The following is a 16,960-nucleotide window of genomic DNA, read 5'->3' as shown; positions in this document are numbered from 1 at the left end:
GGAGTTATTATGCAATCTTTAATTAAAGATATTAATTTAGCTGCAGAAGGCCGTAAAAAAATTGATTGGGTTTCTAACTTTATGCCTACATTGAATACATTAGGCGATCGTTTTGAAGCAGAACAAACTTTCAAAGGTCAAACTATTGTTGTAAGTGTTCACTTGGAAGCAAAAACAGCATATTTAGCTACTGTATTAAAACGCGGTGGCGCTGATGTTATTGTAACTGGTTCCAATCCATTATCTACACAAGATGATGTAGCGGCAGGTCTCGTTGATATGGGCCTAACTGTATATGCTTGGTATGATTGTACTGAGGAAGAATATTTCAACTTCCTTAACAAGGCTCTTGATCATAAACCGCACATTATTATCGATGATGGTGGTGACTTGGTAAACTTGTTACACACAACACGTCAAGATGCAAAAGAACGTTTGTTAGGTGGTAGTGAAGAAACTACAACAGGTGTACATCGTCTATATGCATTAGAGAATGCTAAACAATTGACATTCCCTATGATTGCAGTAAACGATTCCTACTGTAAATATCTCTTTGATAACCGTTATGGTACAGGCCAATCCGTTTGGGATGGTATTATGCGTACTACAAACTTAACAGTAACAGGTAAAAACGTGGTTGTTGCTGGTTATGGTTGGTGTGGTAAAGGCGTTGCTATGCGTGCAAAAGGCCTTGGTGCTCATGTATATGTAACAGAAGTAGATCCAATCAAAGCTATTGAAGCTGTATTCGATGGTTTCAAAGTATTGCCTATGATTGAAGCTGCTAAAGTAGGGGATATTTTCTGTACTGTAACAGGTTGTAAAGATGTAATCGTGAAAGAACATTACGAAGTAATGAAAGATAAAGCTATTTTGTGTAATGCTGGTCACTTTGATTGTGAAGTTAACGTAGCTGATCTTACAGAACTTGCAGTAAGTCATGAACGAGTTCGTCAAAACATCGAAGGTTATACTATGGCTGATGGTCGTAAACTCTATGTATTGGCTGAAGGTCGTCTAGTAAACCTTGCTGCTGGTGATGGTCATCCTGCAGAAATTATGGACTTATCCTTTGCTATGCAAGCCCTTGCAGCAGAACATATTTTACATAATGGTAAAGATATGGAACCTAAAGTATATGTATTGCCTCATGAATTAGATGCGGAAATTGCAAAACTTAAATTGAACTCCATGGGTTACGACTTAGATTCTTTAACACAAGAACAAATCGATTACCTAACAAAAGTAAATTAATTAACCAAATATAACCGAGCTATTTTAGCTCGGTTATACCTATGAGGAAGCTTATGTCTGATTTATTGATTACCAATGTAGACGTCTTAACTAATGAGGGCGTTCTCAAGAATCATGCCATTGTAATTGAAAATGGTTTTATTACTGCTATTGTAAAGGATAGTGAAGTAGAAAAGGCTAAAGAGTCTGCTAAGGGTGTATTAGATGGGAAAGGCCAATTGGCTACTCCAGGTCTTATTAATACACATACGCACATTGCAATGGGTTTATTTAGAAACTATGCAGATGATCTTGAGCTCATGGACTGGCTAGAAACGGCTATTTGGCCTACTGAGGCAAAGCTTAACGATGAATATGTACGGTATGGCACACAACTTGGCATCGCTGAAATGTTGCGTTCTGGTACAACAACCTTTAGCGATATGTATTTCTTTATGAATACTACTGCTGAGGTAGTAAAAGAAACTGGTATTCGCGCCGTACTATCTCGTGGCTTAGCAGGTGTATCCCCAACAGCAGATCAAGCATTAGTTGAAAATGCTGATTTATTCCGCACATGGAATGGCTTTGATAATGACCGTATCAAGGTATTACTTGGACCGCATGCACCATATACTTGTCCAGATGCGTATATGGAAAAGGTTATCGCTTTATCTCATGAACTAAATTGTGGCATTCATATGCACTTGTCCGAAACAAAAGGGGAAGTAGAGAATGTTATAAAAGCTACTGGTAAGACACCAATTGCTCATATGCATGATTTAGGGTTATTCTGGAATACTACATTAGCTGCACACTGTGTTCATGTAACAGACGAAGATATGGATATTATGGCAGAATACAATGTAGCTGTTGCTCATAATCCACAATCTAACCTTAAATTAGCAAGTGGTATTGCACCAGTTCCTGAAATGATTACTAAAGGTATTACTGTTGGTCTCGGTACAGACGGTTCTGCTTCTAATAATAATGCGGACATGCTTGAAGAAGTACGCCTTGCTGCTACCTTACATAAAGCACGTCTCTACGATCCTAAAGCCATTCCTGCACAAGCAGCTTGGAATATGGGTACTGTAGAAGGAGCGAAAGCTCTTGGTTATACTGACCTTGGTGTATTATCGAAAGGCTATCGTGCAGATATCGTGCTATATGACGTATCTGGTATGCACTGGATGCCTCGTTATAACGATTTAGCGGCACTTGTATACTCTGCAAACAGCTCTGACGTAAATACTACGATTGTAGGCGGCAAAGTTCTTATGAAAGACAAAGTATTGCTTACTATTGATGAAGAAAAACTTCGTGCAGAAATTACTAAGGCTCAAGCGTATTTCAGTAACTAATATTTTAGTAAAAACTATATCTATAATTGATTAACTTCTTATTGTCTATTGTAGTACTATTTAGGTTCGTATTTATATAATATAGGTTTGTATGCGAGGTACTGCTATGCTAAAAAGAATACTTCAATACCTTTCACTCTGTATCGCCTTAGCTGCTTTATTGATGGTGGTTGGTTGTAGTAGTGATAGTGCATCTTCTCAGTCTAAAGGACCTGAAGGGGAATGGATTGCTTACTCAGGCTATACCGTTCAAAATGTAGTGAGTGCTGTAGATACACCAATTTTTACGCTTAATGTAAAGGCTCGTAACGATAGTAAGACGATTTATACAGCTGATATGAAAGCTTATAACTATCAATATACGACGCCTGAAAAGCGACCTGTTATAGAATCTACCCAAATGGTAGGGGATATAAAGGAAGCTCGTCTAAATTATATTACTGCCCTTACAATCGTAATGAGTGCTAATGATGTAATAGGTAACGCAGATAGCTCAAATTTAAATACAATCAAGATGGATATTAGGGACATACCAAATACTAATCTTGTTTATGATTCAAAAACAGATACTATTACATTTATGAATCAAACCTTTAAACGGTTAAGCGATGCGAATAACTTACAAACATTGGCTGATGCGTATAAGAAGGATCTCCAAGTAGCTTCTAACAAATATTTAGAAGATATTGGCAATGCAGCAAATCCTAAAACAAAATTTATAACAACCTATAGCTTTGATGACTCTATCATCAAGGATAATAAGAAATAATATTTTATAGTAGATAAGTTGTATTTATTATTCAAAATAAAATACTATATATTTCTGCTTTTTTGTAATTTAAATAGATAGGAATGAAATACATGACTGATTCTGTAAGTTCTAAAGACACTAATAAGTTTGCAATAGCAGCTTTTTTTAGTGGTGTCGGTGGGATTGAGTTGGGTTTTGAACAAACCAACAAGTTCAGAGTGGTGTATGCCAATGAATTTGATAAAAATGCGAATATTACATATCGATTAAATTTTCCTGAGACATTTTTAGATAACCGAGATATACATATTGTACAACCTGAAGATATAAAAGCTGATAATTTAGATGTAATAGTTGGAGGGTTTCCTTGTCAAGCCTTTAGTATTGCTGGTTATAGAAAAGGCTTTAAGGATGAACGTGGTGATTTATTTTTTGAATTACTTCGAATAATCCAAGCAAAGAAACCTAAAGCTATATTTATTGAAAATGTAAAAAATATGGTATCTCATGATCATGGTAAAACTTTTAAAGTTATAAAAGAAGCTTTAACTACCACTGGATATCATATAAAGTGGAAAGTTTTGAATGGTAAAGATTATGGGAATATTCCTCAAAATAGAGAGCGTATTTATATAGTAGGGTTTCTTAGTAAAACTCAATTTGACTCCTTTAGATTCCCTGATGAGATTGAACTAACTAGTAAATTATTGGATGTAATTGAATTTGATGGTGAACAAGATGAATACTTCTATTATAGTGCTGAAAAAAATCCAACATTTTATAAGGAACTAGAAGAAAATATTAAAAGCTCTGCCAGCATTTATCAATGGCGAAGACAATATGTTCGGGAGAATAAAAGTGGAGTTGTTCCTACTTTAACAGCTAATATGGGCATGGGCGGACATAATGTTCCTTTAATATTAACCCATAATAAACGTATTAGAAAATTAACACCAAAAGAAACATTTAATGTACAAGGATATCCAAAGGATTTTAAACTGCCTAAAGAGGTTTCTAATGGTCAGCTATATAAACAGGCTGGTAATAGTGTAGTTGTTCCTCTTATAAAACGGATAGCTGCAAAAATAGCTGATTCATTAAGTATTAAAAATAAAGCTAGAAATAAAAGATTGAAATCTAATGCTTTATTATATACAAATATGAATGGTAGATATGATGGAGAGGCTTATTTAGTTGATACTTCAGATTCCATAACTGAACTACAAAATTATGTAGATAATGTTAATAAAGGTAGAACAATAAAAGAGAAACAAGATATCGAAATTTATTCTGACGAAAAATATTTGAATTTTGTGGGTAAGAATAAAAAAGGTGAGTTTTACTCTATTGTTACTTTATAATCTATGAGGTGTATATGTCCGTTTGGCAAAAATATACAAAAGAACAACAGGATGAATATATAAAATTCCTTACAGTATATGGTGCTATGTCTAATCTATTCAGACAAAAACAAGGTGAACCTATTCCATATCTAGATTCTAAATTTCAGGAAACAATTTATGCTAAGGTTTTTAAAAGTGAAAATGTTGATATTGGGAATACACCTCATGATATATTATCTGTTTTTGGTAGCGAACGAATAGGCATTGGTTTGAAAACTTGGATGCATAGTACTCCATCTTATCAAAAAGTAATGCAGTTAAAGCGCTATCAAGATGAAATAATGAGTTATAAAAATAACTTGGCTGACTTAGTATACACTATATCTACAATAAAAAATAAAAGAATGATTAGTGATTATAATAGACTTGGACTTAATGAGTCATCAAATATATATCACTATATTACTAGAGATGCTGGTAAATTAGTTATACAAGAGTGTGCATATCCATTGATTGAATTGGATAATATTAAAGATATAAAAGATATTGGAACTTCAGTAAGTTGGAGTGATGGTATTAAAAAATATAAATTTACTTATGGAGATAGTCAAATTTGGCAATGTTTTAGTATAGATGAACCTGATACTACTGTTATAGATGAAATAAAGGTTGATATTATACAAGATCCGTTTACTTTCTTAATTAATGCTTATGATCAGTTTAAATCAAAGCCTAATAATGTATGTGAAGAAATAGCTAGAGCTTTAGATCCAGAACATATTGCTCCAACAGCAAGCTTTATTGCTAAGGATACAATTTATGAAGAAGCATATTTACCACTATACTCCTATAAACATAAAGAGGTAGAACCAAAGTCAGGGTTAAATGCTTGGAATGCGGCTCCAAAAAGTAGAGGCTCTACAAAATTACGACCTTTAAACGAGGTTTATATACCAATTCCTAGAGAGTTTCATAAAAGATATCCTCATTTCTTTATAAATAATATTTTTGACTTTGAAGAGACTCAATCTAGTTATAAAGGTGCCAAAGAAAATAAACCAGAGATTAGATTTAAGTTAGTATTACCAAATGGCAAGACTATTCCTGCACTTATAACTCAAGAAAGACATAAAGCTTTTCAATCTGGCAGTAGAACTGAAATTGATCCATTAACGGGTAATCCATATGGACAATCTGCTTTAGGACAATGGTTATTAGTAGATGTATTAGGCCTAGATGAGCGTGTACCTGTTACTCGTGATTGGTTAATAAAAAAAGATGTTGATTCTGTAAGGATTTGGCATGAAAAAGGTGATTATTCTACATACTATATTGATATTGCACCTGTAAATTCTTTTGAAAACTTTATGGAAAATGAAGTGTCCGATAATATTTAATAAAAAAGTCATCAGATCAATATGATCTGATGACTTTTTTATTAATATTAAATTAAGAAAGGGGATGTTTTTCCTTAAATACTAAAGGTATTAATTGTGAATTAATTCTAGAGTTATATCAGTAGAATTTAACCAAGAAACTCTAACGATATCACCTGGTCTTGCATTAGTATATTGATACCATTCACCTAATCGTCGTAAATTATTTTGGATAGAGAATTGTTTTGCATATTGGCTTCCAGCTTCAGAACATCCCTGTGCTAGCATAATATCATTAGTTTCATTATTAAAAAAGTTATCTGCAGATGTCACATTGAACTGATTATATCCTAATCCTTGATTAGAATTATTAGAGTTATATATTCCTATTCTACGTGAATCACATGAAGGTATAGGTATATAACCCTCACCAGATCGTGAAGCTCTTGACATAGTATGTCTTGTTTCATTTCCCCAATCCAAATGACATTCTTTTAATTCAACTTCAAATACATCTCCCGCTTGAGCCATATTTAGTCTCCTTATAAAACATCCCCTTACGAGAATAATTATACAGAAGTGTATACTAAATGTAAAATTATTTGATTGCTTTTACTAAAAACATAGGTACAGGAATATAAAATTCATCTTCTTCACTGTAAATACGTGGACCTACAGTAGGATCGATAGTAACAGAGCTAGCACCTAATTTTGTAAGTAGCTCTTTATCCCATTGAGGGCGTGTAAAGGATGAAATTTCAAGCATATGGTAAATAGTATGGCACCGCTCTTTTAAATCATTACTTACGTGTTCGTGGGCATGATGAACAGATTGCGGTAAGTCATGGTGATTGCGAGCATGTTCCGCATCATAATTGAGGATTAAACCGCCTGGACGAATGATGCGTAACCATTCAGCATAGGCTTTATCTGGATGTGGTAAGTTCCATGTTACATTGCGGGCTACAACGATATCAAAGGTATTGGAGTCAAAGCTAAGATTTTCGGCATCCATGACGGAGAAGGTAGCATCACAATCAAGGGATTCTGCCAGTTGATTTGCTTCGTCTATCATATTAGGCGTAATATCGATGCCGTGTACTGTATGTCCTAGTTGAGAGAGGATAATACTAAAGAAGCCTGCACCACAACCAATGTCTAAAATACGTAAAGAGCGATCAGAATCAAAGATATGACTCGTTAGTTCATCTCTCCATAATTTAAGTTTAGGACTCTCTAATTCTTTAGCTCGTAAGGCTCCAAAATCATGAGCTCGATCTGTCCAATAGGATGTAATAAATTCTTTATCATCCTTCATAGGATGGTTCTGTTCAAAAATATCGTTCATACGTTAGTTCTCCTCATATTTTATAATCTTTATAGTACCATAAAATATGAATAAACTATACAGCAAAAATCACATTTATATTATAAAGACATAGGGATAGATATGTTATAATATTTTTATATTTTGTTTAATGAAAGGGCAGCGATATGATATTACAAACTGGACAACGTACAGATATACCTGCCTTTTATGGTCAATGGCTGATTAATCGTATACATGAAGGTTTCGTAGACGTTCGAAATCCTTATAATCCACTACAAGTAACGCGTTATACTATTAATCGCGAAGTAGTAGATGGCATTGCTTTTTGTACGAAAAATCCCTTGCCCTTTATACCATTACTAAATGAAATTAAAGAGTATCGGCAATATTGGCATATGACGATAACACCTTATGGACGTGATATTGAGCCCTATGTACCGCAATATGAGTCTATAATAGATGGTTTTAAACATATTTCCAATGAGCTTAATCCTCAGTCTATGGTGTGGCGCTATGATCCAATTATTTTAACTAATGACTATACCATAGATTTTCATTTTGAAAGCTTTTATAAAATGGCAAAGTTCTTAAAGGGCTATACTGATACAGTTATCGTTAGTTTTTTAGATATCTTTGATAAGGTAGCTCATAATTTTCCTGAAGGCTATAGACCGAGTTTAGATATTCAAACGAAGATCATTAAAGAATTAGTATCTATAGCGCATTCTCATCAGATGATACTTAAAACCTGTGGAGAAGGGGACATTTTCAAAGAATTAGGTGTTAATACAGAGGGCTGTTTTACGCTAGACTGTTATGAACGTGCTTGGAACGTAAAATTAAAAGCACCGAAACGTACACCAGCTAGACCAGAGTGTAATTGTTATTTACATGGTGATATAGGCGCCTATGACACTTGTAGCCATTTTTGTCGCTATTGTTATGCCAATACAAATCAGGCTGCAGTTCGCCAAAATCGGTTATTACATGATCTGAACTCTAGCTTGCTTATTGGAAAACTTTCAAAAACAGCAATTATTAAAGAAAGTGCGGAAAAAAGCTGGATTGTAGATACAAATTACACACAAGATTCTTTATTTTAAGGAGAATTATGACTTGCTTTTACGCCTATAGCATTGACGCATCGTGTAAAATATAGACAAAAGGGGTTGGGTCACCTCAAGAATATAAGAGAGTTAAACTACTTTTAATTGTTTATGTATTATTACAAGGAGGTGGAGTATGATCACCTATAAGACTGACAGTAAAGCATCATTACAATCACTAGAATCATCTATGCCAGTTCTTGCCATGTGTTATGATTTTGATAAGACCTTAACACCTGATGATATGCAGGCACAAGGCTTTATCCAATCTGTTGGCTATGATGAAGAGCAAATCAAACAGTTCTGGCAAGAATCTAATCAACTGGCTAAGAAAAATGATATGGATAATAATTTGGCGTATATGTACAAGATGATTCAAGAAGCAGTGGGCCGTTTTTATGTAACTCGAGAAAAGCTTATGGAATATGGCAATCAAGTGGAACTATATGAAGGTGTTCGCACTTGGTTTGAGCGTATTCGTGAATATGGTTTAGAACACGGTGTACGCATTGAACATTACATCATATCTTCTGGTTTAAAAGAGATGATAGAAGGTACTGAAATGGCGAAAGAGGGGGCTTTCACCAAAATCTATGCCAGTGCATTCATGTTCGACGACAAAGGCGTAGCAGTTTGGCCTGCACAAGCCATTAACTATACAAATAAAACACAGTTTTTATTCCGTATTCAAAAAGGAATTTTAGATATCAATGACACAGGTGTTAATGATTATGTTAAGCCTGAAGATCAACGTGTACCGTTTCGCAACATGATATATATTGGGGATAGTGATACAGATATTCCTTGCATGAGCTTGGTTAATGCTAATGGTGGTCATTCTATAGGTGTTTATGATCCTGTTAAGAAGGATAAAGATAAGGTGTATAAGATGATGCGTCATCACCGCATACGTTATTATGCATCTGCAGACTATACAAATGGTTCAAAGTTAGATACATTAGTTAAACAAATTATTCGTAAAACCGCAGCCTACGAAGTGTTAGAAGGCGAGTATGTACATTGTAAACACGAAGCAGAGGAGTAACATGGATCAATCTAAATTAACAAGTGAATGGATTCAAGCATTTAATCGTTTAGGTTCTGAAGGTAAATTAAAACCTACCGTACCATATCATGATTTATTTAACCGTAAAGAGTTAAAAGGATTTCCATTGCATACATTGCCTATGTGGACTGTAACATTTCCAACAGGACATATTACATGCTGTGATCCTTTGGTGACACTACCTAATAAACCGGATACATATATTAGAACGGTAGAACCAGGTACGTATTTGTTGGAAACAAAAATTATTGAAATGGAACCTAATGAATACCGTTATGTAGCAAGCCGCGTTCTTTTTAGTGGTAATGAACCTGTGAATTATGAATTAGCATTAAAAGGTACAGAAGATTTAACAGATCTTGATGATGGTGAAAGCTACATTGGATTCCCTGTAGATTCTGGTCTTGCTACAGTAGTTGATGCTGAAACAATTGAGACCTACAGAAAGTTTTACGATCAATGGCATACTAACTATCCGGATAAGAACATTTACGATGATTACTATAGCGATTTATTCCAATTAAATGCTATGGCATATCCTCAATACCAACGCTCTAAAGGGGACTGGATTAACTTTACAATTCCTGAAACCGAATTGACTGTGCCAATGATTCAATCTGGCTTTGGTGATGGTTTATACCCTGTATACTGGGCATTTGATAAAGATGGTCAAATTTGCCAATTGATTATGGAATATATTGATTGCAGCGAAGCATATCAATAATATAATCTAGCGATTTATATAGATATATAAAGATCGATAACTTAATAACATACTAAAAAAGACGCTTAGATTACTAAGCGTCTTTTATATATTCCTGTTTAATTGTAAGGTCTAAATGCCAAAAATCCAGTTTACGAATACACGAAGGATACTAAGACCTACAATGATTTCTGCTAAAAATCTTAAAGAACCTTCCATACCATTACCTAAATGTTTTAAACTGCCAATTTTAGCTTTACTTACAATATCACACCAGCACATATAATACCTCCATGAGAGTTAATATGAGTAAATTACATAATTTATATGCTTATTTTACAACTTAATTCTAAAAATTTCAATATATAATTTTGGAAAATAGTAAGTTTTTATTAGATAGTTATAATTTGTAAGCGTATATAAAGGAATTATTTAATTAAAAGAGTTGAATATGCTATTATGAAATTAATTATTATTGTGTTGTGTAATATTATGGAGAGATATATGAAAAAATTTATATTAGGATTAGCTATAGCATTGGCTGCATGTAATATAACATCTGCAAAAGAATATATTACATTAGAATCCACAGCTGGTAATACTATCGTCGATGAAAATGGGAGTTGGATACTTGGTCCTTATAATAATTTGCATGTAGAGTATATGGATGGATATAACAATAACTACGTATATGGATCCTTTTATGAAAATGGTCAAAAGCGATATGTAAATTTAGTTGAATTAGCATATTTTCCTGCAGGCTATGAATATGCATTTTCTTATGACTATGCAAAAGCATTAACCGGTGATGGATTTAAATTAGTTAATTCAAATGGAACCTATGCTATTAATGATGTAGTAAATCAATATAGTAGTGTAAATAAAAATTTAATATTAGGACGAAAAGGAGATTATTGGTATTTGTATAACCAAAATAATGGTAATCAAATTCTTACTAATCCTATAAAAGATAGTTGGAAGAATATTGACTTCTTAGAATCTAAGAAAGATCAAAAACTGCTATTTATAATCCATACCTTTGATGGTTATACTAAATATGTTACAGAAGATGGAGTTGTTTTAACCGAAAATGAAGCAAATCATCTTATTAATACTGATGACTATAAAGAACTTATTGGAAATGGAGCGGGAACAGCTGGATATTCAGAAGAACGTCTATATAGTAGAAAACCATCAGATACCTATGAATTATTTAGTCAAGTAGATAAAAAAGGTAATACTTTGTATGGAATGAGAATAGGTGAGAATGAAATAGTAATTCCTGCAAATTATAAATCTATACAACATTTAGGTAATGAGTTTAATTATTTTGTTGTATCTAATGAAAATAATAAGTATGGTATTATTAACTCCTTAAATCAAATTGTTGTACACATGAACTATGATTCTTATGAACAATTAAGTGATCGTAGTTTTGTATTAAAGGATTCTAATGGGAGTCATATATTTAATGCTGAATATGGTGTTTTATTTGATAAAGTATATGATAGTATAGATACAACTAAGCCTATTTATGTATTAAATAAAGTTACTACAGCAACCTATGATAAAACAAAATATGTGATTGATACTAATTTAGGTTATAAACTATTCAAATTGCCATATTTTGATGATGACATAACGTCATTTTATAAAGATTTATTTGTTTATAAGTCTGATGGTAAATATGGTTTAATGGATTATAAGGGCCGTATAATCATTGAACCTAAATTTGATAAAGTGACTATCAATGAGCCTGAGCTCGCTAAATATATAAAAAGAATAGACTCGTTATGATAAATAATTAGTTTTAACTTATTATTTGATTTAATCTACATAAACTAGCTTATAGCAATATAAGCTAGTTTTTCTTTTGTTTTTTATATTACTTCCGATAACGATATATTATCGGAAGTAATTATATTAAGAAAATTGGGCCTAAATGGCCCAATCTCTTATGTTATCTAGTTTTTTAGCTATTTAAGCTTATTTACGTTTAAATGTATATGGTTCGTATTCTACATCATTATGGCGATTAGTCCACCAGTTCCAACCAATTCTTGCAAGCTTCCATGCAATGAAGCCGACGATAATTCCCAATACTAACCCTGTTAATACATCTGTTGGATAATGTACAAATAGATATACTCTAGAAAATGCTACTACTAATGACCCAAGTAATGCTATAATTCCCAAATATCGCTTCTGAGGCGCTATTTGGCTCAAGCCTAGGTAAATGGTCATGGCTGATGCAAATGAACCAAAACTATGGCCTGACGGGAATGAATAACTACTTGCTTTTGGTAATGCAGACTCTAATGGAACTGTTACATTGGGAAAATCTACAAATGGTCTTAATCTAGCTACATGTGGTTTTAAACCTTGGTCACCGATGATAAATACAAATCCTAATGCAATTATTATAGCTACGCCTAATACACGATATTTTTTCTGTAACATCAATAACAAGGCAATTACAATCCATAAGGCACCGCTGCCAGTAATTTTTGAAATAAATGCCATAATAGGTGTTAAAAAACTATATACAAGGTGATCATGTACATAGAAGATTAAAGAGTGATCAAATTGTAAGATTGTGTCCATAGCTTCCTCTTCTATTTTATTAAATGATAATTAATGAGAATGGATGAATGTAGATTATATCCTCAATATTCTTTATTGGATTCTTATATACTTTATACTATGTATATATCGCTTTCTCAATTACATCCAAATAATAGCCTAAACTATTTATACATCATGGTCAATAGTTTAGGCTATATTTAATAAAATCTTTAATTATGATTTCTTTTTGTCCGGTTTTTTCGGTGGATTTGGTGGTGCTGCAGGTGTTGCAGGCATTGTAATAATCGTATCTACTGGATCATATACGGACTCAAAGGAATCTGTTTGCGTTACCCAGTTACCATAGGTAATGGTTCTATACGTATTCATTGTTAAACCTACATGCCCCTCCTGCACTTCTTTTTCTTTTAATGAAGGATCTACCCTAGTGATAGTTTTGTTAGGAATTTCGCCATAGTCTCCTACAGAAATAGAAACATTTTTAGGCTTATCTTGAGCCGTACCTATAATGTAGATCGTTAACGTTCCGTTGTTCATAACACTAAGGATATAAATAGATTGTTGGTAAGGATTTCTAAACTTAAAGTCTAAATAGCCCCATGCTACAGTGGCATCACGACCAGCTTGAATATATCCAACAGGTTCAAAGTGAGGTGTACGTTCTATAATATTCATACCAGATAGTAAAGCTGTATTAAATATGGTAGAACTTACTTGGCAAATACCACCGCCAATACCTGGAACTAATTTGCCATCAATCATAACAGGTGCATCATCATAGCCAGCCTCTGCAGTACGTTCACCTACAACATCGTTAAAGGAGAATTGTGCACCAGGTTTAATTAGGGTACCGTTTATTTTATCAGATGCTAATTGGATATTATGGGTTCTGCTTTCATTACTAGGATCATACTCTGTAGTGTAAGAAGCTAATACAGTATTCAATGGTTTTAAATCGGCATCACTTACTTTTACAGTATTTTGTGTAGTAAATACCATAGATAAGGAGTTAATACTATCACCGGCCTGTAAATCATCTTTTAATTTCTTAAGGGTAGCATCAATATCGATACGCTTACCTTCCTTTGCAGGGTGGAATACAACTTGTCCATTTTCAAGGGTAAGGTATGCATCATGTCCTGGCATATCAATTGTTTTAGCCAATTCACTTAGATAGGTTTTACCTTTTACCTCATCAAGCTTATATTGTGGCTTAAAATGATGACCGTAGAATAAGGCCTTAAATCGATTTGAAAGTAGTGTCCACATATCATCTTCATATCCATATGTAGAAATAGCTTTTACTACAGCCTCTGTATCTACTTGAATACCTAAATCATGATAAGTAGCTTGTTGTTTTTTATTATTGCCCATATCAATAGATATAGTTTGAGGGATTTTACTATTTAACTCTTGTAAGCGAGCCTGTAATTCATTCTTAGGTGTATTAGATAAATCAGTATCATTGTAGTATACACCATAAGAAATATTTTCTGTTGGAATGTATGAACAGCCGCTAGTCCCTAAGAGAACAAGCATAGTTCCTACTAAAATATATTTCTTTGTCATTATTTATAAATTCTCCCGAATTAGTTATCATATTCTCTAATTATAGCATATTACGGTCTAATCTATGGTACAATTAGATTGATAATTTTAGGGGTAAGGGTGAATTATGTCAGAATCTAAGGAACAACAAAAACATTTCTATTTGCGTAATAATGATGCGCTTATGAATAGTACCAAGTTGTCTATGAAAGCTAAACAAAGTATATTGTTATCTAAGGCTGAGAATACTGTGGATGCTTACGAATCGGATTGGGATGATTTCGTAGATTGGTGTACATATCAAAAGGTACCTTACTTTCCAGCTACACCAGAAACCATAGTAAACTATATTAATGATCTTGCTGATTATGCTAAGGCAAATACAATCTCTCGTCGTATTAGCGCTATTTCAGAGAATTATAATGCTTCTGGACATCGGGATAATCCATGTATGGCACCAATCGTAAAACAAGCGTTACGCGGGATTAGACGGTTAAAAGGTACATTTCAACAAGGTAAAACACCAGTACTATTAGAGGATATTGAAGATATTCTAGATTGTATGACTAAACTAGATGTACCTGAATTACAGTTATTACGAGATAAGGCCATTCTTTTAATTGGTTTTATGGGTGCATTTCGTCGTAGTGAAATTGCAGCTATTACAGTAGAACATCTACAGTTTTCTCCACAAGGTGTTGAAATCTTTGTACCATCCTCAAAAGCAGACCAAGAAGGTCAAGGTGCTGTAGTAGCTATCCCTCAACTATCCGGTTCTCCGTTAGACGCAGTACGTGCCCTACAGCAATGGTTACGTGCCGCTGGTATTACTGAAGGGCCTGTATTTAGAGGTTTTACTAAAAATATGTCACTTCGTAAAAGAGCCATATCCGATAAAATGATTGCAGAAATTGTAAAGAAATATATTTCTCTCATTGGTCTTGATCCAACTATGTATGGTGCTCATAGTTTACGGCATGGCTTTGCAACAACTGCCGCAGCTTATGGTGTTGAAGAACGTAATATTATGAGACAAACACGTCATCATAGTGTTAACATGGTTCGTCGTTATATTAATGAAGCGAACAAGTTTGTAGATAATCCTATTTCTACAATTTTTGAAAAACGATTTAGATGATAATTATAAATCAGTTGATTAAGATAATATCAATAAATTGTATAATAACATATATTAGATAACAAAAAGCAGCTATCTCTATGGAGTAGCTGCTTTTTCGTGTGGGTTATACCCATATATATTTAGTTTTGAGCCACATAGTCCAAAGCTCTAACTGGACTATCAGAATTATGTGCTGGTACCTTTAATACTGTACCAGGTACAAGTGTACCAGAATCACTGATGTTGTTGAGTTCTTTCATGGCATATACCATTTCACGAACATCCATATCTTTATGAGCTGTGCGAGCTGCAATATCCCACATCGTATCACCTGCTTGTACCTTTACTTCACGGACAGCATGTGTGTTTGTAGCTGTTACAGGATTTGTCATATTATAGCCGAACAAGATTGTTAAGCACATTCCTACCATCATCAATATATTTTTCATCTCATACCTCACATTTACATCGAACATAATATCTGAGAACATTTGTTTGTTTACATGCTTATATTAGCACACGAACGAATGTTCGGTCAAGTGTTTTAGAACAAATGTTTGCAAAAACTTTTAAAATTGCCTATAATAGGTATATAAGATAAGTAATTATCTTATGTTTTTATTATATAGTACGAAATGAGTAAATTTTTCCGCATATATATCTATATTATTTTGACATTACATTGACTATTGACTATGGAGGTTCATCGTGAGACGCCCTGCTACAGATATTAATACTAAACAGCGCCGTATATTAGATTTTATTAAGGACTCTTTGCATAATGAATATCGTTGTCCTACTGTTCGTGAAATCTGTACCCATGTAGGCCTTAGTTCTACTTCTACTGTGCAATCTCATTTGAATGCTCTTGAAAAGTTTGGTTATATTAAACGGGATCCTAATAAAAATCGCGCTATTACAGTACTAGAGGATACAAAACCTTCTATTTCTGTAGATGGTAATGAAACATCTAGTTCTGATAATTTTGAGTTCTTAGGGTCTGGTTTAAAACAAGTTCCTCTTATTGGTACTGTACAAGCAGGTATGCCTATTACAGCGGTAGAAAATTTAGAGTCTACTCTTACATTACCTGTTCAATTAACTGGTGATTCTGACTGCTTCTTACTACGCGTTCAAGGCGAATCCATGATGAATATTGGTATGTATGAAGGTGATATGCTCATCGTACGCCATCAAAATACGGCTGATAATGGTGATGTTGTTGTAGCACGTATCGATGACGAAGCTACAGTAAAACGTTTCTATAAAGAAAATGGTCACATTCGTTTGCAACCAGAAAATGATAATTTCGATCCAATCATTGTAGATGACTGTCATATTGAAGGTCTTGTCATTGGTCTTGTACGAGACAGAATATAGAAAAAACCGGCAACTTGGGTTGCCGGTTTTTTATTATACTTAAGACTTGTAAAA

Annotated in this window: 17 protein-coding genes; 11 read left to right on the top strand and 6 right to left on the bottom strand. The window is 33.6% G+C overall.

Annotation, left to right across the window (positions count from 1 at the left end; translation table 11 throughout):
• The first annotated feature begins 9 nt into the window (after positions 1–9).
• The 5 genes from VEIS1202513_RS03550 (at position 10) to VEIS1202513_RS03530 (ending at position 6,088) form a co-directional block, all read left to right on the top strand.
• Complete coding sequence (locus tag VEIS1202513_RS03550) at positions 10–1,254, top strand: adenosylhomocysteinase (RefSeq protein WP_129823035.1); 1,245 nt, start codon at positions 10–12, stop codon at positions 1,252–1,254.
• Positions 1,255–1,307: 53 nt separating this feature from the next.
• Positions 1,308–2,597 carry an amidohydrolase gene (locus tag VEIS1202513_RS03545; protein WP_213467846.1) on the top strand — a complete coding sequence of 430 codons (1,290 nt, stop codon included), beginning with the start codon at positions 1,308–1,310 and terminating at the stop codon, positions 2,595–2,597.
• Between the two features lie 106 nt (positions 2,598–2,703).
• Positions 2,704–3,366 (top strand): hypothetical protein, encoded by a 663-nt coding sequence (locus tag VEIS1202513_RS03540; protein WP_213467845.1) that lies wholly within the window; start codon positions 2,704–2,706, stop codon positions 3,364–3,366.
• Positions 3,367–3,458: 92 nt separating this feature from the next.
• Complete coding sequence (locus tag VEIS1202513_RS03535) at positions 3,459–4,709, top strand: DNA cytosine methyltransferase (RefSeq protein WP_213467844.1); 1,251 nt, start codon at positions 3,459–3,461, stop codon at positions 4,707–4,709.
• Positions 4,710–4,723: 14 nt separating this feature from the next.
• Positions 4,724–6,088, top strand: coding sequence for a phospholipase D-like domain-containing protein (locus VEIS1202513_RS03530; RefSeq protein WP_213467843.1), 1,365 nt, complete (start codon positions 4,724–4,726; stop codon positions 6,086–6,088).
• Between the two features lie 90 nt (positions 6,089–6,178).
• On the opposite strand, the gene VEIS1202513_RS03525 is transcribed toward VEIS1202513_RS03530, so the two are convergent.
• Positions 6,179–6,598, bottom strand: a complete 420-nt coding sequence (locus tag VEIS1202513_RS03525) for a hypothetical protein (protein ID WP_213467842.1) — start codon at positions 6,596–6,598, stop codon at positions 6,179–6,181.
• Positions 6,599–6,665: 67 nt separating this feature from the next.
• Positions 6,666–7,415: a class I SAM-dependent methyltransferase gene (locus VEIS1202513_RS03520; protein WP_213467841.1), complete on the bottom strand. Its 750-nt coding sequence runs from the start codon at positions 7,413–7,415 to the stop codon at positions 6,666–6,668.
• A gap of 146 nt (positions 7,416–7,561) precedes the next feature.
• Here VEIS1202513_RS03520 and VEIS1202513_RS03515 point away from each other — a divergent pair, with 146 nt between their 5' ends.
• The 3 genes from VEIS1202513_RS03515 to VEIS1202513_RS03505 all read left to right on the top strand — a co-directional run bounded on the left by VEIS1202513_RS03515 (position 7,562) and on the right by VEIS1202513_RS03505 (position 10,293).
• Positions 7,562–8,500, top strand: coding sequence for a DUF1848 domain-containing protein (locus VEIS1202513_RS03515; RefSeq protein ID WP_213467840.1), 939 nt, complete (start codon positions 7,562–7,564; stop codon positions 8,498–8,500).
• A 139-nt stretch (positions 8,501–8,639) separates the two neighbouring features.
• A complete protein-coding gene (locus VEIS1202513_RS03510) occupies positions 8,640–9,548 on the top strand; it encodes an HAD family hydrolase (RefSeq protein WP_213467839.1) in 909 nt (302 codons plus the stop codon).
• A gap of 1 nt (position 9,549) precedes the next feature.
• A complete protein-coding gene (locus tag VEIS1202513_RS03505) occupies positions 9,550–10,293 on the top strand; it encodes a DUF4241 domain-containing protein (protein ID WP_156719138.1) in 744 nt (247 codons plus the stop codon).
• A gap of 111 nt (positions 10,294–10,404) precedes the next feature.
• Here the strand turns inward: VEIS1202513_RS03505 and VEIS1202513_RS03500 are convergent, their stop codons facing one another.
• Positions 10,405–10,554, bottom strand: coding sequence for a hypothetical protein (locus VEIS1202513_RS03500; protein WP_024066213.1), 150 nt, complete (start codon positions 10,552–10,554; stop codon positions 10,405–10,407).
• Positions 10,555–10,776: 222 nt separating this feature from the next.
• On the opposite strand from VEIS1202513_RS03500, the gene VEIS1202513_RS03495 reads away from it, so the two are divergent.
• Positions 10,777–12,069, top strand: a complete 1,293-nt coding sequence (locus VEIS1202513_RS03495; protein WP_105094382.1) for a WG repeat-containing protein — start codon at positions 10,777–10,779, stop codon at positions 12,067–12,069.
• A 189-nt stretch (positions 12,070–12,258) separates the two neighbouring features.
• On the opposite strand, the gene VEIS1202513_RS03490 is transcribed toward VEIS1202513_RS03495, so the two are convergent.
• Together VEIS1202513_RS03490 and VEIS1202513_RS03485 are read right to left on the bottom strand one after the other, a co-directional pair.
• Positions 12,259–12,876, bottom strand: coding sequence for a phosphatase PAP2 family protein (locus VEIS1202513_RS03490; protein WP_060924582.1), 618 nt, complete (start codon positions 12,874–12,876; stop codon positions 12,259–12,261).
• A 195-nt stretch (positions 12,877–13,071) separates the two neighbouring features.
• Positions 13,072–14,427, bottom strand: coding sequence for a VanW family protein (locus VEIS1202513_RS03485; protein ID WP_213467838.1), 1,356 nt, complete (start codon positions 14,425–14,427; stop codon positions 13,072–13,074).
• A 106-nt stretch (positions 14,428–14,533) separates the two neighbouring features.
• Here VEIS1202513_RS03485 and VEIS1202513_RS03480 point away from each other — a divergent pair, with 106 nt between their 5' ends.
• Positions 14,534–15,544, top strand: a complete 1,011-nt coding sequence (locus VEIS1202513_RS03480; protein WP_105094379.1) for a site-specific integrase — start codon at positions 14,534–14,536, stop codon at positions 15,542–15,544.
• 122 nt (positions 15,545–15,666) lie between these two features.
• Here the strand turns inward: VEIS1202513_RS03480 and VEIS1202513_RS03475 are convergent, their stop codons facing one another.
• Positions 15,667–15,975 (bottom strand): LysM peptidoglycan-binding domain-containing protein, encoded by a 309-nt coding sequence (locus VEIS1202513_RS03475; protein ID WP_105094378.1) that lies wholly within the window; start codon positions 15,973–15,975, stop codon positions 15,667–15,669.
• Positions 15,976–16,234: 259 nt separating this feature from the next.
• On the opposite strand from VEIS1202513_RS03475, the gene lexA reads away from it, so the two are divergent.
• On the top strand, positions 16,235–16,906 hold the full coding sequence (gene lexA / locus VEIS1202513_RS03470) for a transcriptional repressor LexA (RefSeq protein ID WP_105094377.1): 672 nt from the start codon (positions 16,235–16,237) through the stop codon (positions 16,904–16,906).
• Positions 16,907–16,960: the final 54 nt, after the last annotated feature.

It is taken from the genome of Veillonella orientalis, assembly GCF_018406505.1.
GTDB classification, from domain to species: domain Bacteria; phylum Bacillota; class Negativicutes; order Veillonellales; family Veillonellaceae; genus Veillonella; species Veillonella nakazawae.
The sequence above is the reverse complement of the archived record's forward strand: the minus strand, read 5'-3'. Positions and strand labels throughout refer to the sequence as shown.

What these genes read in the sequence shown, in the direction of transcription:
- VEIS1202513_RS03550 (WP_129823035.1), top strand. Translation starts at nt 10, where the DNA reads ATGCAATCTTTAATTAAAGATATTAATTTAGCTGCAGAAGGCCGTAAA.
- VEIS1202513_RS03545 (WP_213467846.1), top strand. Translation starts at nt 1,308, where the DNA reads ATGTCTGATTTATTGATTACCAATGTAGACGTCTTAACTAATGAGGGC.
- VEIS1202513_RS03540 (WP_213467845.1), top strand. Translation starts at nt 2,704, where the DNA reads ATGCTAAAAAGAATACTTCAATACCTTTCACTCTGTATCGCCTTAGCT.
- VEIS1202513_RS03535 (WP_213467844.1), top strand. Translation starts at nt 3,459, where the DNA reads ATGACTGATTCTGTAAGTTCTAAAGACACTAATAAGTTTGCAATAGCA.
- VEIS1202513_RS03530 (WP_213467843.1), top strand. Translation starts at nt 4,724, where the DNA reads ATGTCCGTTTGGCAAAAATATACAAAAGAACAACAGGATGAATATATA.
- VEIS1202513_RS03525 (WP_213467842.1), bottom strand. Translation starts at nt 6,598, where the DNA reads ATGGCTCAAGCGGGAGATGTATTTGAAGTTGAATTAAAAGAATGTCAT.
- VEIS1202513_RS03520 (WP_213467841.1), bottom strand. Translation starts at nt 7,415, where the DNA reads ATGAACGATATTTTTGAACAGAACCATCCTATGAAGGATGATAAAGAA.
- VEIS1202513_RS03515 (WP_213467840.1), top strand. Translation starts at nt 7,562, where the DNA reads ATGATATTACAAACTGGACAACGTACAGATATACCTGCCTTTTATGGT.
- VEIS1202513_RS03510 (WP_213467839.1), top strand. Translation starts at nt 8,640, where the DNA reads ATGATCACCTATAAGACTGACAGTAAAGCATCATTACAATCACTAGAA.
- VEIS1202513_RS03505 (WP_156719138.1), top strand. Translation starts at nt 9,550, where the DNA reads ATGGATCAATCTAAATTAACAAGTGAATGGATTCAAGCATTTAATCGT.
- VEIS1202513_RS03500 (WP_024066213.1), bottom strand. Translation starts at nt 10,554, where the DNA reads ATGTGCTGGTGTGATATTGTAAGTAAAGCTAAAATTGGCAGTTTAAAA.
- VEIS1202513_RS03495 (WP_105094382.1), top strand. Translation starts at nt 10,777, where the DNA reads ATGAAAAAATTTATATTAGGATTAGCTATAGCATTGGCTGCATGTAAT.
- VEIS1202513_RS03490 (WP_060924582.1), bottom strand. Translation starts at nt 12,876, where the DNA reads ATGGACACAATCTTACAATTTGATCACTCTTTAATCTTCTATGTACAT.
- VEIS1202513_RS03485 (WP_213467838.1), bottom strand. Translation starts at nt 14,427, where the DNA reads ATGACAAAGAAATATATTTTAGTAGGAACTATGCTTGTTCTCTTAGGG.
- VEIS1202513_RS03480 (WP_105094379.1), top strand. Translation starts at nt 14,534, where the DNA reads ATGTCAGAATCTAAGGAACAACAAAAACATTTCTATTTGCGTAATAAT.
- VEIS1202513_RS03475 (WP_105094378.1), bottom strand. Translation starts at nt 15,975, where the DNA reads ATGAAAAATATATTGATGATGGTAGGAATGTGCTTAACAATCTTGTTC.